The following is a 21,412-nucleotide window of genomic DNA, read 5'->3' on the forward strand; positions in this document are numbered from 1 at the left end:
CGCCCGCTGCGCGGGGCGGTGGGGTGCTCCGCTAGGGGGCGGTGCCGCTTCGGCAGCCCGGTCGGGTGCCTTGACGGGCCGGGTGCTCCTGCGGCCGCGCAGCGGGCGGTCCCCATGAGGGCGTAGCCCGGCCCCTCCGGCCCCCAAGCCGCGCAGCGGCGCAGTCGCACTGCGCCGCCGCCGCGTGCGGTCCCTCGGGGATTCACGAACCAGTGCGCCGTCTGGTCCAGCGGGTGCCGGTTGCCACTTTCAACGCCACATTCCGGGCGGCTGCCCGGTCGGCGGCCGCCGCGTCCCGGGCGGACGGGGTGACGGCCCGGGGTAGACCGGGAGGGCGTACGGCCCGGTAGTCGGTGAAGCGCCGGGTGCCGCAGCGGTTGCAGCGGGAATCTCCGGCGGTATGGGTCCAGCCGTCGAGGTGCGGGCACGTTTCCGTCGGCGCGTGGGCCGTTCCGGTCAGCATGTGCGTGCCGGCAGCAGGTGGGCGTCGCGGAAGTGACTGCGCACGGCGACGGTTGCATCCTCGATCCGGCGGTGGTCGCCGTTGGTCACGGCCTCGCGCCGGGCCGTTTCCAGCTCGGTGCAGTCGGCGCACCCGACGGGCGACCGCGGCGCCCGTACCGGGGGTGCGCCCACCACGAACCACGTGGCCTTGCCGTGCCCCGGGCCGTGGGTGCAGACGCCCCACGCGTCGGCGCTGCGTTCGATCAGCATCAGCCCGCGGCCGGACTCGTCCTCGGGTGAGGCCATGCCCCGCCGGACGGGCAGCCCCGCCGCCCCGTCGTGCACGAGCACCCGCAGATGCCCGGGCCCCGCCCACTCGGCGGAGAGCGTCACGGGTGTCCTGCAGCCCTTTTCCAGGCAGGCGTTGACCGCGTTGGTGACGGCTTCGGAGGTGAGCGCGACGGCCGTTTCGGCCAGGTCGGTGCGGCGTGCCGCCGTCAGCATCGTGCGCACGGCTTCGCGGGCGGTACGGACCCATGCGGGGTGGGGTGGGAAGACGAGGGAGCAGTCGGGGGCGAGGGGAGTTCTCATGACGCGTCTCCAGGGGTGGGGCAGCGGTGGCGTTGCCGTGGCCAACTCCCGTTGATCCCGGTGCACTTCCGCCACGTCGAGTGGCCTCGACGGTATGGGCAGACTGGCGTCTGTTCCAACCATGTCCACGAAAGACCCCTCGCAAGGGTGATGAGTGGGGGAGTTGGTGGAACAGCTCGCCGCAGGGCGAAAAACTGCGCGCACGCTCACACGGAGGAAGCGCATGCCACCCAGAAGCACCCCCAGCGAACGTCAGCGACGGCTCGGAGCGGAGCTGCGCAAGCTCCGCACTCGCGCACGGTTGTCCGGCGACGACGTCGCCGCGCTGTTGCAGGCCGACCGATCGCGGGTGAGTCACATCGAGGCGGGGCGGGTCGATGTGCCGCGGAACGGCCTGTACAAGTTGCTACGCGCTTACGGTTGCGAAAGCGGCCCGCTGTTCGATGCGCTGATGGACATGGCCCACGACCGGGGCAAGGGGTGGTGGGACGAGTACAAGGACGTGCTGGCCCGCAGGGCTCTTGACTTGGCCGAGCTGGAGTCCCGGACAACTGCCATTCGCGCCCATGACTCGTCGGTCATCCCGGGCCTGCTCCAGACCGAGGACTACGCACATGCTGTCATCACCGGTGTCGAGAGTGAGCGTCCACACCTTGATCAGGGCGTGAGGTTCAGGATTGAGCGGCAGCGGGTCCTGGCCGGTCTGCGCAGTTACCACGCTGTCATCTATGAGGCCGCGCTGCGTATGCGAATCGGCGACACGAACACGATGCGCAAGCAGCTGTTGAAGCTCATCGAGATCGCCCGCCTTCCCCATGTGACACTGCAGATCTTTCCGTTCGAAGGTGGCGCCTACTCCACGTTCAGTCGCAACTTCGTCCTGTTGGGCGGCCCCACCCCTGAACTGGACACCCTGTATCGGGAACATCCGACCAGCGCGGACTTCATCGGGGACGGAGACGTCATTGCCGACTACACCAGAATGTTCGAGCGGCTCACCTCCCTGGCGCTCGCTCCCGTTGACCCGGAGACTGCCCCTGAGAGTCAGGAGACCAGGAACTCATTGAGTCTGATCCAACACGCCTTGTATGAACTGCGATAGGTAGCGATATGTCTGAGCTTGCATGGCGTAAGTCCTCATTCAGCGTCGGGCAGGACGGCGACTGCGTCGAGGTCTCCTCCCGCCCCGGCGGACTCATACGCCTCCGTGAGAGCGACGACCCCGCTCAGGTCATCGCCACCACTCCCACGGCCTGGGCCGCCCTCCTCACCACCGTCAAAGCCGGAAGGCTCCCCGCATGCTGAAGGACTTCGCCGGACTGTCCACGCCGTTGGTGGCCGACGCCTGCGTGCGGCACGGCATACCGCTCCGCATCGCGCCCGCCGGCATCGGCGCGGTCGTACCCGGCCGGCGGATCGCGGGGCGGGTCCTGCCCGCCCGGCACTACGGCAGTGTCGACGTGTTCCTGGAGGCGTTCGGCCGGGCCCGGCCCGGGGACGTGCTCGTCATCGACAACGGCGGCCGCACCGACGAGGCGTGCGTCGGCGACCTGGCCGTGCTGGAGGCCGAGGCGGCCGGCGTGGCGGGGCTGGTGGTGTGGGGACTGCACCGGGACACCCCGGAGCTGGTGGAGATCGGACTGCCGGTGTTCAGCTACGGCTCCCACCCGCCCGGCCCCGTACGCCTCGACGAGCAGGAGCCCGAGGCCCTGGCCTCGGCACGCTTCGGGCCGCACCTGGTGAGCGGTGACGACCTCGTCTTCGGTGACGACGACGGCGTCGTCTTCCTCGCCGCCGCGCACGCCGAGAACGTACTGGCGACGGCGCACGAGATCCGGCGGACCGAGCGCGAACAGGCGCGCCGCATCAGGTCCGGGGACACGCTGCGCCGCCAGACGTCGTTCGACGACTACCTGGCGCGCCGTGCGGCCGACCCGTCGTACACCTTCCGCCGGCACCTCCGTCGGATCGGCGGGGCCATCGAGGAATGACAAGAGGCACCGCGCAGCGCGCGATGCCTCTGTCCTGCGTGCCGAGTGGGTCAGGCACGCACCATCCACCAGGCGCCGGCGCCGCCGCAGCCGTCCCACTGGTAGGTGGTGCTGCGGTAGCCGGGCGGGATGGGGGAGCCGACGCAGGTCCACATGCCGTGGCGGACGGGCTCCTGGTACCACATGCCGATGCCCTGGCAGCCGTCGCGGTTGAAGTTGGAGGTCACCTTGCCGGGCGGGATGGGCGAGCCCGAGCAGGTCCACTGGCGCTCGGTGGCGAGCGAGTGCCACCAGGCGCCGATGCCGCTGCAGCCGTTGCGGTCGTAGTTGGTGACGACGTAGCCGGACACGATCGGCGAGCCCGAACAGGTCCAGATCCCGTTCTTGACCGGCTCCTGGTACCAGGAGCCGGCGCCCTTGCAACCGTTGCGGTCGTAACCGCTGATGACGTACCCGTCCGGGATGGGCGCCCCGGAGCAGGACCAGCTGCCCCGCGGCTTCCACCCGTTGGACGCGGCACTGGCCGTACCGGTGGCGGCCCCCGTGAGGACGGTCGCGATCATCGCAACCGCTCCTACGACTGCGGCGATCCTGCTCAGGAAACGTCTGTCCACTTCACACCTGTCCTGTGGGCATGTGCACTTCACGTCTGTCGTCGCCAAGAACATCGGAACGCGGGGAAGGTGTCATCCCCCTTTGGTGGAAGCAGGCGCAACAGGGCCCGTCCCACCACCCGACGGGTGAGGGGACGGGCCCTCCGGCGTGAAGGACGGAACGTTTCAGCGGCGGGCGGAGACCGCCACCACCCGCTGGCGCGTCATCGCCTGGCGCGTCGCGTACAGCGTGATCGACGCCGCGCCCACCATGGCCAGCAGGCCCAGGACCACCGTGCCGTCCCAGCCCGCCGAGCGGAAGGCCATCGCGCCGAGCGTGCCGCCCACCGAGCTGCCCAGGTAGTAGGCCGTCTGGTAGAGGGCGGACGCCTGGGCGCGGCCCGTGGTGGCGGCGCGGCTGACGGAGGACGAGGCCACCGCGTGGCCCGCGAAGAAGCCGGCGGTGATCAGGACCAGGCCCAGCAGGACCGCGGTCAGGGAGGACGTCAGGGTCAGCAGCAGACCCGCCGTGGTCGTGCCGACCGCCAGGTACAGGGCGCCGCGGCGGCCCAGGCGGCCGACGAGCCGGCCGGCCGCGGCCGACGAGACCGTACCGACCAGGTAGATGAGGAAGATCGAGCCCACCACGCCCTGCGGGAGCGAGAACGGGGCGTCCGCCAGCCGGTAGCCGATGACCGTGTAGACCGCTCCGAAGACGGTCATGAAGAGCAGGCCGATCGCGTAGAGGCGGCGCAGCAGCGGATCGGACAGGTGCGCTCCGAGCGTCCGGCCCAGGGACTTCGCCGAGACCGCCGCCGGCGTGAAGTGCCGGGCCCGCGGGATCATCGCGCGGAAGACGACCGCGCACACCACGGCCAGCGCGCCGACCGCGGCCAGGCCCGCGCGCCAGCCCCATGCCTGGGTCACCCAGCCGGCGAGGATCCGGCCGACCATGCCGCCGATGCTGTTGCCCGCCACGAACAGCCCGATCGCGCCGATCAGGGCCTTCGGGCGCACCTCCTCCGCCAGGTACGCCATCGCCGACGCCGGCACGCCGGCCAGCGCGGCACCCTGCACCGCGCGGAGGGCCACCAGCCAGCCCAGGTTCGGGGCGAGCGGCACCAGCACGGACAGGAGCGCGGCCACGCACAGTGCCGCCGTCATCGTCGTGCGCCGTCCGTAGCGCTCGGAGAGCGCGCTGAGCGGGATGACCGCGAGGGCCAGGCCGCCGGTCGCCGCGGAAACGGTCCAGCTGGCCTGATCGGGCGTCACGCCGAGGTCGTCGGAGATCGCCGGGAGCAGTGCCTGCGTGGAGTAGAGGAGGGCGAAGGTGGCGACACCGGCGGCGAAGAGCGCGAAGCTCATCCGGCGGTAGCCGGGCCCGCCGGGGACCAGCCGGGTGTCGGTGTCATCGGAGGGAAGGGACGACGCGGTGGAGGCACCCGAACGCATGATGACGACGGATGCCCCGGTATCGGCAGGAGGCATGGGAAAACCGTATGCAGGCTGCATCTGATGCGTCCAATGCACAGACTCGCCATAATCGTTCCCATGCAGCATGACCGCAGGTCACGGGTGTCTCTGTCACCAGTTGGCAACAGGAGTGTTACTCAAAACTTTGACGTGCCGCCAACGGCCGAACTGGAGGCGGGCTCCTGGGCCACCACCCTGACGCCGCGTCTGGCCCAGTTCGTGGCCGTCGCCCGCCACGAGCACGTCACGCGCGCCGCCCAGCAGCTCGGCATGCCGCAGTCGACGCTCAGCCGCTCCATGGCCCGGCTCGAACACGACCTGGGCGTCGACCTCTTCGCCCGCCACGGCCGCACGGTATCGCTCACCGCGGCCGGCCGCGCCTTCCTCGGCTCCGTCGAGCGCGCCCTGGCCGAGGTCGACCGTGCCGCCGAGGCCGTACGGGCCGACGCCGACCCGTCGACCGGCAAGGTCGCGTTCGGCTTCCTGCACACGATGGGCTCCGAGACCGTACCCGAACTCATCCGGGCCTTCCGCACCGACCACCCGCGCGTGCGCTTCCAGCTCTTCCAGAACTACGGCGAGGCGATGATCGAGCGCCTGCGCGACGGCGACCTCGATCTGTGTCTGACGTCGCCGGTGCCGGACGCGCCGGACCTGGTCGCGCGCCGGCTCGACGAGCAGAAGCTGCGGCTGGTCGTGCCGGACGACCACCCGCTGGCGGTGCGCAAGCGCATCCGGCTCGCGGAGGCGGCCGGGGAGCTGTTCGTCACGCTCGAACCGGGGTACGGGCTGCGGCGCATCACCGACGCGCTGTGCGCGGAGGCGGGGTTCGTGCCGAAGGTGGCGTTCGAGGGGGAGGACCCGGAGACGCTGCGGGGGCTCGTGGCGGCGGGCCTCGGGGTGGGGTTGCTGCCCCCGCCCGCGGTGCCGCGGCCGGGGGTCGTCGAGCTGACGGTGACTGCGCCGCGGGCCGTTCGGGAGATCGGGGTGGCGTGGTTGGACGGGCATCCGGATACGGCGCCTGTTGCCGCCTTCAAGCGGTTCTTGCTGTCGCGGCGGGGGCAGTTGTTGCTGCACCGCTAGGCGGTGCTGCTTGTCCTCAAGCGCCGGACGGGCTGAAATCCAGCCCGTCCGGCGCTTGAGGACCGGGATCCGGGGCGGAGCCCCGGGTCAGTGTCGCAACGACTGGCCGAAGCCCGACGCCAGCGGCATCCGTAGACCGAGCGGCGGGGGAGCCGCCAGGGCGTCGGCCACCGGGCGGGCGTAGGGGTGGGAGAAGAGCGCGCCGCGGACGAAGTCGGCCGTCAGGGCCTGCACTTCGGGGCGGTGCTGGCGCAGGGCGTGGCCGTCCGAGTGGACCTCGAAGCGGCACACGTTCCTGTTGATCTTCTTGGCCCGTTCGGCCAGCCGGTAGGACAGGTCCGGGTCCGTGCGCTCGTCGTTGGTGCCGTGCACCAGCAGCACCTGCCGGCCCGCGAGCTGGCGCACCGGGTCGGGGTCGAGCATCGCCTCCGGGTCGGGCAGCCAGGGCGCGAGCGCCAGCACCGAGGTGACGGCCGGGTGCCCGGCGGCCCGTAGCGCGGCGCGGGCGCCCATGCCCGTACCGATCAGGCAGACCGGTACGTCGCCGTAGCGTCGCACGACCTCCTCGGCCGCCCACTCCGCGTCGTGCACGGGATGGGCCGCCGGACCGTTCCAGCCGCGGTGGCGGTAGTGGACGACGTGGACCACCAGACCCTCGTCGCCGCCGGCCCGGGTCAGCCGGCGGGCCAGTGGCCGCTGCGCGGCCGGCGCGAAGCGCGAGGGGCGGCGTATTCCGGTGGCGCTGCCGTCGGGGAGCAGCAGGGCCACTCCGTGCACGGCGTTCCCGGCGGGGCCGGTTCCGAGCGGCTTTCCGAGGCGGGCCGCCGGTCGCGGGTCCGCCGGACCTTCTGGATCTCGCTGCGGCAACGCTTGTTGCACCATGGCAGACAACGATGGCAGAAGGACGGGTGGTGTCCACCCCGCCGATGGGTCACTGTTCCGTATCGTTCGCGTACATCTACGCGCGTAGGGGCTACAGTGCCGAGATGACGAGCGAGACCTTCTCCCGGCCGGCCTCCCGGCCTTCACCCGATCAGATCCGTCGCGCGCCCAAGGTGCTGCTCCACGACCACCTCGACGGTGGAGTGCGGCCCGGGACGGTCATCGACCTCGCCGCCGAGGTGGGGTACGACAAGCTGCCCGAGACGGACCCGGACCGGCTGGGCGTCTGGTTCCGCGAGGCCGCCGACTCCGGGTCGCTGGAGCGCTACCTGGAGACCTTCGCCCACACCTGCGCCGTCATGCAGACCCGCGAGGCGCTGGTCCGGGTGGCCGCCGAGTGCGCCGAGGACCTGGCCGAGGACGGCGTCGTCTACGCCGAGGTGCGCTACGCCCCCGAGCTGCACGTGGAGAAGGGCCTCAGCCTCGACGAGGTCGTCGAGGCCGTGAACGAGGGCTTCCGGGAGGGCGAGCGCCGGGCGCGCGCCAAGGGCCACCGCATCCGCGTCGGCGCGCTGCTGACCGCGATGCGGCACGCGGCCCGGGCGCTGGAGATCGCCGAGCTGGCCAACAAGTACCGCGACTCCGGCGTGGCCGGCTTCGACATCGCGGGCGCCGAGGCGGGTTTCCCGCCCACCCGCCACCTGGACGCGTTCGAGTACCTCAAGCGCGAGAACAACCACTTCACGATCCACGCGGGCGAGGCGTTCGGCCTGCCCTCGATCTGGCAGGCCCTGCAGTGGTGCGGCGCCGACCGGCTCGGCCACGGCGTGCGCATCATCGACGACATCGAGATCGCCGAGGACGGCACCGTCACGCTCGGCCGCCTGGCGTCCTACGTGCGCGACAAGCGCATTCCGCTGGAAATGTGCCCCACGTCCAACCTTCAGACGGCCGCCGCGAATTCATACGAAGAGCACCCCATCGGTCTTCTCCGTAAGCTGCACTTCCGACTGACGGTGAACACCGATAATCGTCTGATGAGCGGCACCAGTATGAGCCGTGAATTCGAGCACCTGGTCAAGGCGTTCGGCTATTCGCTGGACGACATGCAGTGGTTCACCGTCAACGCGATGAAGTCGGCGTTCATCCCATTCGACGAACGTCTGGCCATGATCAACGAGGTCATCAAGCCGGGCTACGCCGAGCTCAAGTCCGAGTGGCTCTTCGACCGGATCCCGGGCGGAACGGCCTGACCAGCAATTCCTATTCGGGCCGGCCCCATGGGCCGGCCCGGTGGAAAATACGGTGAAGGTACCGGTGGATACGGCCGGGGTTCTCCATCCCGGCCGTGTCAGTGATTGCGTACCCACCGAACTCGTGGCTAGGTTGCGTGCCGCTCGGCATTTTCCGTTGCTTCCCGCATCCCCGTCACGAGGACACAACTGATGAAGCAGGCATCCCTCAAGGCCCTTGGCGCCGCCGTCGTCGGTGCCGCCATCGCCGTCGGCGCCGCGGGCACCGCCTCCGCCGGCACGCTGGAGGCCGTCACCACCACCGCCACGGGCGCGTCGAAGGGGCTCCCCATCGAGCAGCTCGCCCCGGTGGCACCGGCCGGCGGGCCGCTGCTCGTCGCCGCGAACAGGCTGATCGCCTCCGGAGTCATGGAGCAGACGGCCAGGGCCGCCGACATCGCCCTCGCCCCCAACCTGCCCACCGAGACGCTCACGCCGCACGACAACAAGGGCAATGCGGGCCTGCTCGGCGCCCTGCCCACCAAGGCCATCGCCCCCAACGGGATCTCCCTGCCGGGTCTGGGGACGCCCAACATGCGCTGAGGCACCGGCGCCGCACACACGGGACGGACAGCACGACGGGCCGCGCACCCCCAGGGGTGCGCGGCCTGCGCGTCGTACGGGACGGCCGCACCGGGCGGCGGCCCGGACGTCACCAGCTCTTGGCGGCGGCCCGCCGGCTGCCCTCCTCCGGCATCAGGATCCACAGCGCGATGTAGAGCAGGAACTGCGGGCCGGGCAGCAGGCACGACAGGAGGAAGATCACCCGCATCGTCGTCCGGGAGGTGCCGAAGCGCTCGGCCAGACCCGCGCAGACTCCGGCGATCATCCTGTGGTGACGGGGGCGGACCAACGGAGCGGACATGGCGGTGACTCCTTAGCGTCGTGGCGTCTTCGCCTCGTGGCGTCGAGGTGCGGGAACGTTTCCCGATGTCCTCAACGCTACGGCCGCCGGCCCCGGCGGAGCGTCACTCTAGGGGGCGATCCCGACCCTGGGGATCGTCGGGGTCAGACCCCGGTCCGGCTCCTCCCGGCGGACGGCCCGCGTAGGGCCCGTCTCGCCCCTGCGGCGGAGGCGCGCCCGTACCGCGGGGACCACGGCCAGGTGCGCGACGGTCACGCCGGTGACGTTCAGCAGCAGCGCGTCGACGTCCAGGACCTGGCCGACCACACCCCCCTGCACGACCTGCAGGACCAGCGAGACCATCGCCGCGGTGAAGACCGTACGGGCCAGCGACACCGGCGTCGACGCGACGATCCGGCCGCCCGCCCAGGGCAGCAGCACCCCCAGCGGCGCGAACGGCAGCAGCCCCGCCCCGATCGTCCGGACCGCCCCCCACGGACCCAGCGCCAGATCGGCCCGGATCGTGGCCAGCGGCTCCAGGTGCGCGGCGGTCACCCACGGTGCGGTCAGCGGCCGCAGGGCGAGCCAGCCGACCACCAGGAGATGGGCGGCCAGGAGGACACAGCCCGCCACGCGGTAGCGGTATCGGAGGGCGGGCGAACCGCCGTAGCCATGACGCTGCACGCCCCCCATGACGCGGTGCGCGGGGCGCGCGGTTCCGCAGCCGGGTACAGAGAGTCAGCGCCCGTTGTCAGGAGACGGCGCCACCGGAGCCCTGCACCGTCTCCGGACGGGTCCGCGCCTCCTCCGTGCAGGCGTAGCGGCGCGGCTTCTCCTCGCCCGGCCCGCCCAGGACCACCGTGCTGTGCCCGTCGGCCGCGCGGGTCCCGGCGTACGTGCACACCAGCTGCGCCAGCCCCAGCGGGGGCAGCTCGTCCGGTGCCGTGTTCAGGCGCAGCGTCCCCTCCGGGTCGCCCGTGCGCGGCCCGGAGACCGACAGCCGCTGCGGCACGTCGGTGGAGAAGCCGGCCTCCTCCTCGGCGGGCGAGGGCTGGCGGCGCAGCTCGTCGAGGAGCGCCCGGGCGATCGCCGTGGCGTCCGCCTCCTCCGGCACGGCCACCGTCCGGGTCACCGGCAGCAGTTGCGAGGAGCACACGAGCTGGACGGAGTACGTGGCGCTGCCCGGCGCCGCCGTGTTCTGGTGGCCGGTGCGGGCGACGCAGGTCGCGCGCGAGGGCGCGCTCCCGGCGTCCACGGGCACGGCCGTGCCGCGGATGCCGCAGCCGGTGAGCAGCAGCAGGCCGGCCGCGACGGCCGCCGCACGGGTGGTGTCGGCGAGTCTCACTCCGCGCTCCCCTCGGCCGGGCCGCCGGACGGCGTGCTCTCGTCGTCCGTGACGTCGGAGGCGTCCCGGGGCAGGGTGAGCGTGAAGACGGCCCCGCCCTCCGCCGAGTTCGCGGCGGTGATCTCGCCGCCGTGGATGTGGGCGTTCTCCAGGGCGATGGACAGGCCCAGGCCGCTGCCCTCGGAGCGCGGGCGCGAGGCGCTCGCCTTGTAGAAGCGGTCGAAGACGTGCGGCAGGACGTCCTCGGGGATGCCGGGGCCGTGGTCGCGCACCGCGATGACCAGCGAGTCGTCCGTCTGCCGCACCGACACCCGCACCGGCGAGCCGCCGTGCTTGAGGGCGTTGCCGATGAGGTTGGCGAGGATGACGTCCAGGCGGCGCGGGTCGAGCCGGGCCATGATCCCGCGCTCGGCGTCCAGCTCGACGGCGTCCAGCCAGGCCCGCGCGTCGATGCACGCCGTGATCTGGTCGGCGATGTCCACATCGTCCAGGACCAGCCGGGCCGTGCCCGCGTCGAAGCGGGTGACCTCCATCAGGTTCTCCACCAGGTCGTTCAGGCGGCGGGTCTCGCTCACCACGAGCTGCACCGCGGGCGCGATCATCGGGTCGAGGTTGTCCGCCTCGTCCTCCAGCACCTCGGTCACCGCGGTGATGGCCGTGAGCGGGGTGCGCAGTTCGTGCGACATGTCGGCGACGAACCGGCGGCTGGCCGCCTCCCGCGCGCTCAGCTCCTCCACCCGCTTCTCCAGCGACTCCGCCGTCCTGTTGAAGGTGCGCGACAGGTCGGCCAGCTCGTCGGTGCCCGACACCTGCAGCCGCGTGTCCAGCTTGCCCTCGCCCAGCCTGCGGGCCGCGTCGCCGAGCCGCTGCACGGGCCGCAGCACCGTCGAGGCGGCGGCCTGCGCGAGCAGGGCCGAGCCGATCAGGGCCAGGCCGGTCGCGATGCCCAGCGACCAGGCCAGCGAGTTGAGGTCCGCGCGCTCGTTGTCCAGCGACTTCAGCAGGTAGCCGGTGGGCCCGCCGCCGATGACCTTCGCGCCGCCCACCAGGTAGGGCTTGCCGTCGAGCGTGATCCGCTGCCAGTACAGGTGGTACGGGTAGGGGTTGGAGTCGTCGACCTTCCGCTCCCGGTTGACGGCGGTCACCAGCGTCTTCGGCACGACCTCCAGCGTGAACAGGTCCCGGTCGGAGGGCGCCGAGCAGTCGCCGCCGCCCCGGACCGTGCCGATCAGCAGCACCTCGTACTTCTGCGAGGTGGCCGCCATCCGGTCCGCGGCCTCCTGCAGCTCCGGACAGGTCGGACTCAGCGGCAACGAGCCGGTGTTGTCCTGCAGCGACTTGCGGAAGTCGTCCAGGGCGGCGTTCTGGGTACGGGTGAGGACGGCGTCACGGTTGAGCCAGTACGCGATGGCCGACGCCGACACGGCGGCGGCCAGGGCCACCAGCGCGAAGACGAGCATCAGCCGCAGCCGCAGACTGATCCACCGCATGCTCAGCTTCATGACGTTCGTGGCCGATGCCCAGCCCCGCCCCCGACCGGGCTCTTGTGTCACTGAACTCTCTGTCCTCTGCACTACGGAAGTCCTACGGGTACTGCGACCACGCGCGAGTGCCGCGCGGTCCTGCACGGTCCTACTGCGGGGCGTCCAGGCGGTAGCCGACCCCCCGGACCGTACGGATCAGCGTCGGCGACGACGGCACGTCCTCGACCTTGGCGCGCAGCCGCTGGACGCAGGCGTCCACCAGCCGGGAGTCGCCCAGGTAGTCGTGCTCCCACACCAGCCGCAGCAGCTGCTGCCGCGACAGCGCCTGCCCCGGCCGGCGGCTGAGCTCCAGCAGCAGCCGCAGCTCGGTCGGGGTCAGCTGAAGGTCCTGGCCGTTCTTCGTCACCGTCATCGCCGACCGGTCGATCACCAGCGAACCGAACGAGGCCGAATCGCTCGACTCCCGCTCCCCGCGGCGCAGCACCGCCCGGATCCGGGCGTCCAGCACCCGGCCCTGCACGGGCTTGACCACATAGTCGTCCGCCCCCGACTCCAGCCCGACGACCACGTCGATGTCGTCGTTGCGGGCGGTGAGCAGGATGATCGGCAGCTGGTCGGTGCGCCGGATGCGGCGGCACACCTCGAAGCCGTCGATCCCGGGCAGCATGACGTCCAGCACGATCAGATCCGGCCGCTGCTCGCGCAGCATCTTCAGGCCGTCCTCGCCCGTCGCCGCGGTCACCACACGGTGACCCTGGCGGGACAGGGAGAATTCGAGAGCCGTGCGGATGGCGTCGTCGTCCTCGATCAGCAACAGGAAAGGCACAGTGGTCATTCTGGCCTAAGACTGGCCGGTAGTTCGACAGAAGGACGCCGCAGCGACTTGTCCGCGTCCCGGCAACAGCGGCGGCACGGCCTGTTGCAGGGCTGTGACAGTCGGCGGACAGCGCCATGAAACTGGCCCGGCAGTCTTTTGGTCACCGGGCAGTACCGAGGTCCGGGTCACTGACGGACCGAGCTGGCTCCACCGACGGGGGGCGCGAGATGAACACACTGCACAGCACCACGAACAGCGCAGTTCGCACGCGCCTGCACGACGCCGGCCGGAGCCCCGAGAAGTCCGGTGCCGTGGGCGGGCGGGGGTGCGCTCGCGGCACCGGACGTGTGCGGCCGCCTTACATGGTGGCGATCGACGCGATCGCGTACGGGGAGCCCGCAGGAGGCGCGGGGGGCGCCTCGGGGGGCACGGCCACGGGGGAACGGGCCGGTGGCGCGTCCCGGGCGGAGGCGGAGTTCACCGCCTACGTCCAGGAGCGCCGGGCCTCCCTGTACGCGACCGCGTACCACCTCACCGGCGACCGGCACGAGGCCGAGGACCTGCTGCAGAGCGCGCTGTTCTCGACCTACCGCGCCTGGGACCGGATCACCGACAAGGCGGCGGTCGGCGGCTACCTGCGCCGCACCATGACCAACCTGCACATCAGCGCCTGGCGGCGCCGCAAGCTCAACGAGTACCCGACCGAGGAACTGCCGGAGACGCCCGGCGAGACGGACGCCATGCGCGGCACCGAACTGCGCGCCGTCCTGTGGCAGGCCCTCGCCCGGCTGCCCGAGCTGCAGCGCACCATGCTCGTCCTCCGCTACTACGAGGGCCGTACGGACCCGGAGATCGCGGAGATCCTCGACATCAGCGTCGGCACGGTCAAGAGCAGCATCTGGCGCTCCCTGCGCCGGCTGCGCGACGACGAGGTCATCGGCTCCGGCCGGGGCGTACGGGAGTCCTTCGGGGAGCTCGTGGCCTAGCCGGGAACGGGGGCGGGGGCCCCAGGGGAACCAACGGGGGAAACACGGGGGAAGAGAGCGGGCGGGCAGCCGGGGGGACTGCCTCGCCCGCTCTCGCACGTCTCCGTACGCGCGCGGGGGCGCGGCCGTACAGCGGGCCGTCCGGACGGCCGTCAGGAGTGGACGCTCTCCCGGCGCCCGGCAGCCGCGGCGGCGATCCGGCCCATGGCGGTGTCCCGGCCGCAGGCGAACGCGCCCAGCGCCGTCTGCCGCGCCACGATGGCCCGTTCCGAGCGCATCAGCCGCAGCCCGCGGCGGACGAGGTAGAGGACGGGCTTGCGGGCCTCGCGCAGGTCGCGCAGGAGCCGGCGGCGGAACGTCGTCGACGGCCGGCCGCGCAGGCACAGCGCGTCGGCGAGGTGACCCAGATCACGGCACTGTTCGATGATGTCGGCCGCGAAGATGCCCTCGGCGATGAACAGCGGTGTGCGGCCGATGTCGAGCACGCTCGCACCCACCCGCGAGCTGGTGGAGATGTCGTAGAGCGGCACGTCGGTACGGGCCGTGCGGCACAGGGAGTCGATGGCCGCGACGGCCGCCTCCGCGTCCCACGACAGCGGGGAGTCCCAGTCCGTGCCGCCGCCGTCCAGGAGCTGGGGCAGCGTCGGGTCGTGGCCCTCCTTGTAGAAGTCGTCCAGGTTGAGCACGGGCAGGCCGGTGCGGGCAGCGAGGGACGACTTACCGGAGCCGGACGGTCCGGTGAGCAGGATGACGCGCGCGGAGGGCAGGAGGGGTGTCACGGGACACCAGTGTGACGCATTGAGCCGTATGGAGGATCCCCCCGGGGCGCGCCGTGCACGCACTGTCATCGTCCGGATACCCTGCGCTGTCGAATGCGACCCGACTGGACCCTTCCCCGAACCCGGCAGGTGGTCATGGCCTCCCACGCACGTCACGCACGCTCCGCCCCCGTCCCCCCGCCGCGCCGCAGGCGCACCCTGGCGCGGGTCGGGCTGACCGTCTCGGCCGGCGCGGCGCTCGTCGCGGGCGGTGCCGTCGATGCCGGCGCCCAGCCGCAGGCGCCGCGCGCCGAGCTCGGCCGCACGGACGTCGGGGCGGCGATCCAGGGCACGCGCATCGGCCTGGAGAAGGCCGCGGAGGGGCTGGGGCCCGTGGTGCGGACCTTCAAGTACCACCCGCTCGCGGCGACCCCCGTGGACCCGCTGAACAATGGAGCCCGCGCCCAGGTCGCCGACTTCAAGCCGGTCGGCACCCAGACGCTGACGTCGCCGATCACCAAGACCGGACAGCTCGGTGACCTGCCGCTCGTCGGCCAGCTCCTGGGCGGCGTGACCCTGGGCCCCTGAAGGCCCGCGAAACGGCGAGGGCGGCCCCCCGGTCACCGGGGGGCCGCCCTCGCCGTTTCGCGGGGGTGCCTCAGTAGGACGAGCCGCCCGCGCCCAGCGAACCCGTGGGGTGCCAGACGGTCTTCGTCTCCAGGAAGGCGGTCAGCCGGCCCGTGCCCGGGTCGGCGGCCCAGTCCACAGCCTGTGGACGGACGACGCGCTTGAGGTTGTCGGCGGCGGCGACCTCCAGGGCCTTCGCCAGCTCGGCGTCGGCACCGGCCAGGTCGATCGCGTTGACGTCCTGGTGCGCGGCGAGGGACGGGAAGATCTCCGCGGCCTTGCCGGACAGGATGTTGACCACGCCGCCGGGCACGTCGGAGGTGGCGAGCACCTCGCCCAGCGACAGGGCGGGCAGCGGCGCCTTCTCGGACGCGACCACGAGTACCGTGTTGCCGCCGGCGATCACCGGGGCGATCACGGAGACCAGACCCAGGAGAGAGGACTCCTGCGGGGCCACGACGGCCACGACACCGGTCGGCGCGGGGGAGGAGACGTTGAAGAACGGCCCCGCGACGGGGTTGGTGCCCCCGACGACCTGGGTGATCTTGTCCGTCCAGCCCGCGTACCAGACCCAGCGGTCGATTGCGGCGTCCACCTGGGCGGCGGCCTTGGACTTCGACAGCCCCTCGGCCTCGGCGACCTCGGCGACGAACTGCTCCCGGCGGCCCTCCAGCATCTCGGCGACGCGGTAGAGGATCTGGCCGCGGTTGTACGCGGTCGCCCCCGACCAGCCGCCGAACGCCTTGCGCGCCGCGACCACGGCGTCACGGGCGTCCTTGCGGGACGACAGAGGGGCGTTGGCGAGCCACTTGCCCTTGGAGTCGGTCACCTCGTACACCCGCCCGCTCTCGGACCGGGGGAACTTGCCCCCGACGAACAGCTTGTAGGTCTTGAAGACGGAAAGTCGCTCAGACATCGAGGTAAGCCTCCAGACCGTGACGGCCACCCTCGCGGCCGAAGCCCGACTCCTTGAAGCCGCCGAAGGGCGAGGTCGGGTCGAACTTGTTGAACGTGTTGGCCCAGACGACGCCCGCGCGCAGCTTGTCGGCGACGGCGAGCATCCGCGAACCCTTCTCCGTCCAGATGCCGGCCGACAGCCCGTACTGCGAGTTGTTCGCCTTGGCGACGGCCTCGGCCGGGGTGCGGAAGGACAGCACGGACAGCACCGGGCCGAAGATCTCCTCGCGGGCGATCCGGTGGGCCTGGGTGACGTTCGTGAACAGAGTCGGGGCGAACCAGTAGCCCGCGTCCGGCAGCTCGCAGGCCGGGGCCCAGCGCTCGGCACCCTCGGCCTCGCCGCTGTCCGCCAGCGCCTTGATGCGGGCCAGCTGCTCGGCGGAGTTGATCGCACCGACGTCGGTGTTCTTGTCCAGCGGGTCGCCGACGCGCAGCGTCGACATCCGGCGCTTGAGGGCGTCCAGCAGCTCGTCCTGGATCGACTCCTGCACCAGCAGGCGCGAGCCCGCGCAGCAGACCTGCCCCTGGTTGAAGAAGATGCCGTTGACGATGCCCTCGACGGCCTGGTCGATCGGCGCGTCGTCGAAGACGATGTTGGCGCCCTTGCCGCCGAGCTCCAGCGTCAGCCGCTTGTCCGTACCGGCGAGGGTGCGGGCGATCTGCTTGCCGACGGCGGTGGAGCCGGTGAAGGCGACCTTGTCGATGCCGTCGTGGCCGACGAGCGCGGCACCGGTGGTGCCGTCGCCGGTCAGGATGTTCACCACGCCCTTGGGCAGGCCGGCCTGGCGGCAGATGTCGGCGAAGAACAGCGCCGACAGCGGCGTGGTCTCGGCCGGCTTCAGCACGACCGTGTTGCCTGCGGCCAGCGCGGGGGCGATCTTCCAGGCCAGCATCAGCAGCGGGAAGTTCCACGGGATGACCTGGCCGGCCACGCCCAGCGGCTTCGGGTCCGGCCCGAAGCCGGCGTGACCGAGCTTGTCGGCCCAGCCCGCGTAGTAGAAGAAGTGCGCGGCGACCAGCGGGAGGTCCGCGTCGCGGGTCTCCTTGATCGGCTTGCCGTTGTCGAGGGTCTCCAGGACCGCCAGCTCGCGCGAGCGCTCCTGAATGATCCGGGCGATGCGGAACAGGTACTTCGCGCGCTCGGAGCCCGGCAGCGCCGACCACTTCTCGAACGCCTTGCGGGCGGCCTTGACGGCCGCGTCGACGTCCTCGGCGGACGCCTGGGCAACCTCGGAGAGGACCTCCTCCGTCGACGGCGAAACGGTCTTGAAGACCTTGCCGTCCGACGCCTCGCGGAACTCGCCGTCGATGAAGAGCCCGTACGACGGGGCGATGTCGACGACCGCGCGCGACTCCGGCGCCGGTGCGTATTCAAAAACCATGATCAGTCCACCGTCACGTAGTCGGGACCGGAGTAGCGCCCGGTGCTCAGCTTCTGCCGCTGCATCAGCAGGTCGTTGAGGAGGCTGGAGGCACCGAAGCGGAACCACTCGTTGGTCAGCCACTCCTCGCCCACGGTCTCGTTCACGAGCACCAGGAACTTCATCGCGTCCTTGGTGGTCCGGATCCCGCCCGCGGGCTTCACTCCGACCTGTACCCCGGTCGTGGCGCGGAAGTCGCGCACGGCCTCCAGCATCAGCAGGGTGTTCGCCGGGGTGGCGTTCACCGCGACCTTGCCGGTGGAGGTCTTGATGAAGTCGGCGCCGGCCAGCATGCCGAGCCAGGAGGCGCGGCGGATGTTGTCGTAGGTCGACAGCTCGCCGGTCTCGAAGATCACCTTCAGCCGGGCGGCGGAACCGTCCTCGCGGCGGCAGGCGTCCTTGACGGCCTTGATCTCCTCGAAGACCGAGAGGTAACGGCCGGCGAGGAAGGCCCCGCGGTCGATCACCATGTCGATCTCGTCCGCACCGGCGGCCACGGCGTCGCGGGTGTCGGCCAGCTTGACGGGCAGCGCGGCACGGCCGGCCGGGAACGCGGTGGCCACGGAGGCGACCTTCACGTCGGAGCCCGCGAGGGCCCCGGCGGCGGTGGCCACCATGTCGGGGTAGACGCAGATCGCGGCGGTACGCGGGGTGCCGCGGTCCGTCGGGTCCGGGTTGAGGGCCTTGGCGCACAGCGCCCGGACCTTGCCCGGGGTGTCCGCGCCCTCCAGGGTCGTGAGGTCGATCATCGAGATCGCCAGGTCGATGGCGTAAGCCTTCGCCGTCGTCTTGATCGAGCGGGTGCCCAGCGCCGCGGCGCGGGCCTCCAGCCCGACCGGGTCGACGCCCGGGAGGCCGTGCAGGAAGCGGCGCAGCGCACCGTCGGAAGCGGTCACGTCCGCCATCGACGCCAGTCGCTCCGCGGCCTCGTTGCCGTTTGAGGGGACTGTCGGGGGAGAGTGCATGGTCACCGGATGAGCATATCTACGCGCGTAGCGCGTGTCACCCCCCTGGCGGTCCGGGTGTGGGCGGCCTCACGTGAGTGCCCCGTAGAGAAGGATATGTCCGGACTTCATGGCACGAGGCGTGAAGTCGCGGTCTGGGTTCCGTTTGCTGTCGATGTTTGGTGACAAATGCGCGAACACGCGATCACACAAGATCCATAATCTTTTTCTCAGCAGCCCCGCCCGACCTCTCCGGCCTCAACCACAACGAGGAACCCCGTACTGAGGGAAGCGGCATGCGAATTCCCTTCTTCCACGGCCAGACCAGCCAGGAGTCCAGCATGTCAGCTATGTCCCCGCGCCGCCGTATCGCCTTCCGCGCCGCCGTCGCCTCCGCCGCACTCGCCTCCGCCGTCCTGGCGCCGACCGCCGCCTTCGCGGCGGAGCCGGTGCCGGGCGTGCCGGGCGCCCCTGTGGCTCCCGCCGCCCCGGCCGCCCCTGCCGCTCCCGCGGCCAAGGCGGCCGAGCAGGCCGCCGGCACCGCCACCCCGGCGGCGCAGGCCGAGAAGCGGTCGGACGCCCCGAAGGCCGAGAAGGCCGAGAAGGCCGCGACCAAGGCGCCGGAGAAGGCCGCGCAGGGCGGCAAGGCGGGCCAGGCCGCCGAAGCCGGCAAGGCTGCGGCCCCGTCCCGGGTCACCCTCGTGGACGGTCACGAGATGGCGATCGGCAAGGACCGCCCGGACAACTTCCGCGCCGAGCTCGTCGTCGACGGCCGCGCCGTGCTGATCCTGTCGAGCCAGCCGGGTCTCGACGTCGGCTACTGGGGCGGCATGCGCGTGGTCCTGCACAAGGACGGCACCGTCTCCTCCGCGTGGGACAAGGGCCCCGTCACCCCGGCCGGCGAGCGGGTCGACCCGCACGCCGGTGAGGCGGACCGTTACTCCGGCACCGCCGTCTCCCTCGGCAACGGCATGATCGCCGTGCTCCGCCACGACCCCAACACGGGCGGGCCGGAGGCGTGGATCCGTTACGTCGGGCCGACGTGGCAGCAGGGCGACGCGGCCACCGGCCGCGTGGCCACCGTGCTGAACCGCGAGCACCGCACCGAGACGGTCCGTGGCCTGCACCTGAGCCTGGAGGGCGCGGACGGTTCCCGCCCCGTGCTGCGCGTCGACGGCAAGACCTTCGCCTTCCCCGCCGGGGGCACGGCGACCAGGGCCGGTGCCGGTACCGCGGCCAAGGCCACCCAGGCGAAGGCCGCCACCGCGGCGCAGCCCGCGCAGGCCGCCCAGGCCGCTGCCGCTGTCCAGACCAAGGTCATGCCGCAGGGCGGCGTGGCGGCCGGTGCCGAGGGTGTCGGCCAGGGCAACGACGACACGCTCCTGCTCGCGAGCGGCGGCGCCCTGGCGTCGGCCGGCGCGGCCGGCCTCGGCTTCGCGGTGCTCTACCGCCGCCGGACGGTGGCGGGCCTCAACTCCTGACAACCCATAGCAAGAGACGAAAGGGCGGACCGCTGCTACCCGGCAGCGGCCCGCCCTTTCGTCATCCTCCCGGAGGGGTGGGGCGGCTCATCCGGACAGGGGAGCGGGGCGAACGCGACAGCCTTCTGGGGGGACGTGCGGCGGGGGAGGTGGAGGGGAGGCTTGGGCGGCACCCGTGCCGCTCAGGAGGTTGGTCGATGTTCCTGCTCACCACGCCTGCCGGCGCCGGTGGCGCCGAGGCCCCGCAGGGGACGGCTGCGTTCGTCATGAACGCCTGTTACTTCCCGCTGCTGTTCTGGGGGCCGCTGGTCGCCATCCTCACGGTCGCGTACGCCCGGCGGCGCCGGAACACGACTCCCGAGGGGTCCGGTTCATGCGGATTTGATCGCAAGTGACGGTGCGCCTTCCGTTTGCTGTCGATGTTTGGTGACAAATGCGCGAACACGCGATCACACAAGATCCATAATCTTTTTCTCAGCAGCCCCGCCCGACCTCTCCGGCCTCAACCACAACGAGGAACCCCGTACTGAGGGAAGCGGCATGCGAATTCCCTTCTTCCACGGCCAGACCAGCCAGGAGTCCAGCATGTCAGCTATGTCCCCGCGCCGCCGTATCGCCTTCCGCGCCGCCGTCGCCTCCGCCGCACTCGCCTCCGCCGTCCTGGCGCCGGCCGCCGCCTTCGCGGCGGAGCCGGCCGCGCCCGCGGCTCCCGCCGCCCCGGCCGCTCCCGTCACCAAGGCGACCGAGCCGACCGCCGGCACCAAGACCCCCGCCAAGGCGGAGGAGAAGAAGACCGAGGCCGCCACCGGCACCAAGAAGGACGCCGGCGCCAAGGCCGAGACGGGCAAGAAGGCCGAGACCGGCAAGGGCGAGGACAAGGTCTACGGCTCCTGGTGGCTGCACCGCACCGTGACCCTCGACGACGGCAGCGTCGCCAAGGTCTACGAGTCGGGTCCCGAGACCCACCGCGTCGACATCGTCTCCGGCGGTCAGGTCGTCAAGTCCGTCACGGCCAACGGCCAGGACGTGACCTTCGCGTACAACGGCATGTCCATCACGCTCACCGCCCTGCGCGGCGAGGTCCGCACCGAGAAGGTCTACGGTTCGTGGTGGCTGCACCGCACCGTGACCCTCGACGACGGCAGTGTGGCGAAGGTCTACGAGTCGGGTCCCGAGACCCACCGCGTCGACATCGTCTCCGGCGGTCAGGTCGTCAAGTCCGTCACGGCCAACGGCCAGGACGTGACCTTCGCGTACAACGGCATGTCCATCACGCTCACCGCCCTGCGCGGCGAGGTCCGCACCGAGAAGGTCTACGGTTCGTGGTGGCTGCACCGCACCGTGACCCTCGACGACGGCAGTGTGGCGAAGGTCTACGAGTCGGGTCCCGAGACCCACC

Annotated in this window: 25 protein-coding genes; 11 read left to right on the forward strand and 14 right to left on the reverse strand. The window is 71.7% G+C overall.

Features of this window, described 5'->3' with window-relative positions:
- Window positions 1–202 precede the first annotated feature (202 nt).
- Window positions 203–463 carry a DUF6255 family natural product biosynthesis protein gene (locus LE181_RS32640; protein ID WP_225661394.1) on the reverse strand — a complete coding sequence of 87 codons (261 nt, stop codon included), beginning with the start codon at window positions 461–463 and terminating at the stop codon, window positions 203–205.
- Window positions 457–1,035: an ATP-binding protein gene (locus LE181_RS12920; protein WP_225661395.1), complete on the reverse strand. Its 579-nt coding sequence runs from the start codon at window positions 1,033–1,035 to the stop codon at window positions 457–459. The genes LE181_RS32640 and LE181_RS12920 overlap by 7 nt, the downstream gene beginning before the upstream one ends.
- A gap of 166 nt (window positions 1,036–1,201) precedes the next feature.
- On the opposite strand from LE181_RS12920, the gene LE181_RS12925 reads away from it, so the two are divergent.
- From LE181_RS12925 to LE181_RS12935, 3 genes are read left to right on the forward strand one after another with little or no spacing between them, the layout of a single operon-like run.
- Window positions 1,202–2,137 (forward strand): helix-turn-helix domain-containing protein, encoded by a 936-nt coding sequence (locus tag LE181_RS12925; RefSeq protein WP_225661396.1) that lies wholly within the window; start codon window positions 1,202–1,204, stop codon window positions 2,135–2,137.
- Between the two features lie 8 nt (window positions 2,138–2,145).
- Complete coding sequence (locus LE181_RS12930; protein ID WP_225661397.1) at window positions 2,146–2,340, forward strand: DUF397 domain-containing protein; 195 nt, start codon at window positions 2,146–2,148, stop codon at window positions 2,338–2,340.
- Window positions 2,334–3,026, forward strand: coding sequence for an RraA family protein (locus LE181_RS12935; protein ID WP_225661398.1), 693 nt, complete (start codon window positions 2,334–2,336; stop codon window positions 3,024–3,026). Before LE181_RS12930 ends, LE181_RS12935 begins: the two co-directional genes overlap by 7 nt.
- A gap of 50 nt (window positions 3,027–3,076) precedes the next feature.
- Here the strand turns inward: LE181_RS12935 and LE181_RS12940 are convergent, their stop codons facing one another.
- Together LE181_RS12940 and LE181_RS12945 are read right to left on the reverse strand one after the other, a co-directional pair.
- On the reverse strand, window positions 3,077–3,589 hold the full coding sequence (locus tag LE181_RS12940) for a hypothetical protein (protein ID WP_225661399.1): 513 nt from the start codon (window positions 3,587–3,589) through the stop codon (window positions 3,077–3,079).
- 216 nt (window positions 3,590–3,805) lie between these two features.
- Complete coding sequence (locus LE181_RS12945; RefSeq protein ID WP_372458334.1) at window positions 3,806–5,071, reverse strand: MFS transporter; 1,266 nt, start codon at window positions 5,069–5,071, stop codon at window positions 3,806–3,808.
- Between the two features lie 171 nt (window positions 5,072–5,242).
- On the opposite strand from LE181_RS12945, the gene LE181_RS12950 reads away from it, so the two are divergent.
- Window positions 5,243–6,175 carry a LysR family transcriptional regulator gene (locus LE181_RS12950; RefSeq protein WP_372458332.1) on the forward strand — a complete coding sequence of 311 codons (933 nt, stop codon included), beginning with the start codon at window positions 5,243–5,245 and terminating at the stop codon, window positions 6,173–6,175.
- An 87-nt stretch (window positions 6,176–6,262) separates the two neighbouring features.
- Here LE181_RS12950 and LE181_RS12955 read toward each other — a convergent pair whose 3' ends face one another.
- Window positions 6,263–7,057 (reverse strand): alpha/beta hydrolase, encoded by a 795-nt coding sequence (locus tag LE181_RS12955; protein ID WP_225661402.1) that lies wholly within the window; start codon window positions 7,055–7,057, stop codon window positions 6,263–6,265.
- Between the two features lie 104 nt (window positions 7,058–7,161).
- On the opposite strand from LE181_RS12955, the gene LE181_RS12960 reads away from it, so the two are divergent.
- Together LE181_RS12960 and LE181_RS12965 are read left to right on the forward strand one after the other, a co-directional pair.
- The gene (locus LE181_RS12960) at window positions 7,162–8,310 is read left to right on the forward strand and encodes an adenosine deaminase (protein ID WP_225661403.1); all 1,149 of its coding nucleotides are present in this window, start codon (window positions 7,162–7,164) and stop codon (window positions 8,308–8,310) included.
- Window positions 8,311–8,502: 192 nt separating this feature from the next.
- The gene (locus LE181_RS12965) at window positions 8,503–8,892 is read left to right on the forward strand and encodes a hypothetical protein (protein WP_225661404.1); all 390 of its coding nucleotides are present in this window, start codon (window positions 8,503–8,505) and stop codon (window positions 8,890–8,892) included.
- 109 nt (window positions 8,893–9,001) lie between these two features.
- Here the strand turns inward: LE181_RS12965 and LE181_RS12970 are convergent, their stop codons facing one another.
- The 5 genes from LE181_RS12970 to afsQ1 all read right to left on the reverse strand — a co-directional run bounded on the left by LE181_RS12970 (window position 9,002) and on the right by afsQ1 (window position 12,848).
- Window positions 9,002–9,214 carry a PspC domain-containing protein gene (locus LE181_RS12970; protein WP_190112806.1) on the reverse strand — a complete coding sequence of 71 codons (213 nt, stop codon included), beginning with the start codon at window positions 9,212–9,214 and terminating at the stop codon, window positions 9,002–9,004.
- A gap of 108 nt (window positions 9,215–9,322) precedes the next feature.
- Complete coding sequence (locus LE181_RS12975; RefSeq protein ID WP_225661405.1) at window positions 9,323–9,877, reverse strand: VanZ family protein; 555 nt, start codon at window positions 9,875–9,877, stop codon at window positions 9,323–9,325.
- A 67-nt stretch (window positions 9,878–9,944) separates the two neighbouring features.
- A complete protein-coding gene (locus tag LE181_RS12980; RefSeq protein WP_225661406.1) occupies window positions 9,945–10,538 on the reverse strand; it encodes a hypothetical protein in 594 nt (197 codons plus the stop codon).
- On the reverse strand, window positions 10,535–12,028 hold the full coding sequence (locus tag LE181_RS12985) for an ATP-binding protein (protein WP_308103127.1): 1,494 nt from the start codon (window positions 12,026–12,028) through the stop codon (window positions 10,535–10,537). Before LE181_RS12985 ends, LE181_RS12980 begins: the two co-directional genes overlap by 4 nt.
- 142 nt (window positions 12,029–12,170) lie before the next feature.
- Window positions 12,171–12,848, reverse strand: coding sequence for a two-component system response regulator AfsQ1 (gene afsQ1, locus LE181_RS12990; protein ID WP_177338123.1), 678 nt, complete (start codon window positions 12,846–12,848; stop codon window positions 12,171–12,173).
- Window positions 12,849–13,066: 218 nt separating this feature from the next.
- On the opposite strand from afsQ1, the gene LE181_RS12995 reads away from it, so the two are divergent.
- A complete protein-coding gene (locus LE181_RS12995; RefSeq protein WP_225661408.1) occupies window positions 13,067–13,825 on the forward strand; it encodes a SigE family RNA polymerase sigma factor in 759 nt (252 codons plus the stop codon).
- Between the two features lie 152 nt (window positions 13,826–13,977).
- On the opposite strand, the gene LE181_RS13000 is transcribed toward LE181_RS12995, so the two are convergent.
- Complete coding sequence (locus tag LE181_RS13000) at window positions 13,978–14,673, reverse strand: uridine kinase family protein (RefSeq protein ID WP_225661409.1); 696 nt, start codon at window positions 14,671–14,673, stop codon at window positions 13,978–13,980.
- Between the two features lie 66 nt (window positions 14,674–14,739).
- Between LE181_RS13000 and LE181_RS13005 the strand changes: the two genes are divergently transcribed.
- Window positions 14,740–15,171: a hypothetical protein gene (locus LE181_RS13005; protein WP_225661410.1), complete on the forward strand. Its 432-nt coding sequence runs from the start codon at window positions 14,740–14,742 to the stop codon at window positions 15,169–15,171.
- A gap of 70 nt (window positions 15,172–15,241) precedes the next feature.
- Here the strand turns inward: LE181_RS13005 and LE181_RS13010 are convergent, their stop codons facing one another.
- The 3 genes from LE181_RS13010 to deoC are packed head-to-tail and all read right to left on the reverse strand — an operon-like array spanning window position 15,242 to window position 18,553.
- The gene (locus LE181_RS13010) at window positions 15,242–16,126 is read right to left on the reverse strand and encodes an aldehyde dehydrogenase family protein (protein ID WP_225661411.1); all 885 of its coding nucleotides are present in this window, start codon (window positions 16,124–16,126) and stop codon (window positions 15,242–15,244) included.
- A complete protein-coding gene (locus tag LE181_RS13015; protein WP_225661412.1) occupies window positions 16,119–17,549 on the reverse strand; it encodes an aldehyde dehydrogenase family protein in 1,431 nt (476 codons plus the stop codon). Before LE181_RS13015 ends, LE181_RS13010 begins: the two co-directional genes overlap by 8 nt.
- Before the next feature lie 2 nt (window positions 17,550–17,551).
- Window positions 17,552–18,553, reverse strand: a complete 1,002-nt coding sequence (gene deoC / locus LE181_RS13020; RefSeq protein WP_225661420.1) for a deoxyribose-phosphate aldolase — start codon at window positions 18,551–18,553, stop codon at window positions 17,552–17,554.
- A gap of 275 nt (window positions 18,554–18,828) precedes the next feature.
- On the opposite strand from deoC, the gene LE181_RS13025 reads away from it, so the two are divergent.
- The 3 genes from LE181_RS13025 to LE181_RS13035 all read left to right on the forward strand — a co-directional run.
- Complete coding sequence (locus LE181_RS13025; RefSeq protein ID WP_225661413.1) at window positions 18,829–20,013, forward strand: hypothetical protein; 1,185 nt, start codon at window positions 18,829–18,831, stop codon at window positions 20,011–20,013.
- Window positions 20,014–20,210: 197 nt separating this feature from the next.
- Window positions 20,211–20,408: a hypothetical protein gene (locus tag LE181_RS13030; RefSeq protein WP_225661414.1), complete on the forward strand. Its 198-nt coding sequence runs from the start codon at window positions 20,211–20,213 to the stop codon at window positions 20,406–20,408.
- A gap of 145 nt (window positions 20,409–20,553) precedes the next feature.
- Window positions 20,554–21,412: hypothetical protein (locus LE181_RS13035; RefSeq protein WP_225661415.1), on the forward strand; the 859-nt coding region annotated here is incomplete at its 3' end.

The organism is Streptomyces sichuanensis (genome assembly GCF_020328095.1).
Taxonomy (GTDB): domain Bacteria; phylum Actinomycetota; class Actinomycetes; order Streptomycetales; family Streptomycetaceae; genus Streptomyces; species Streptomyces cinnamoneus.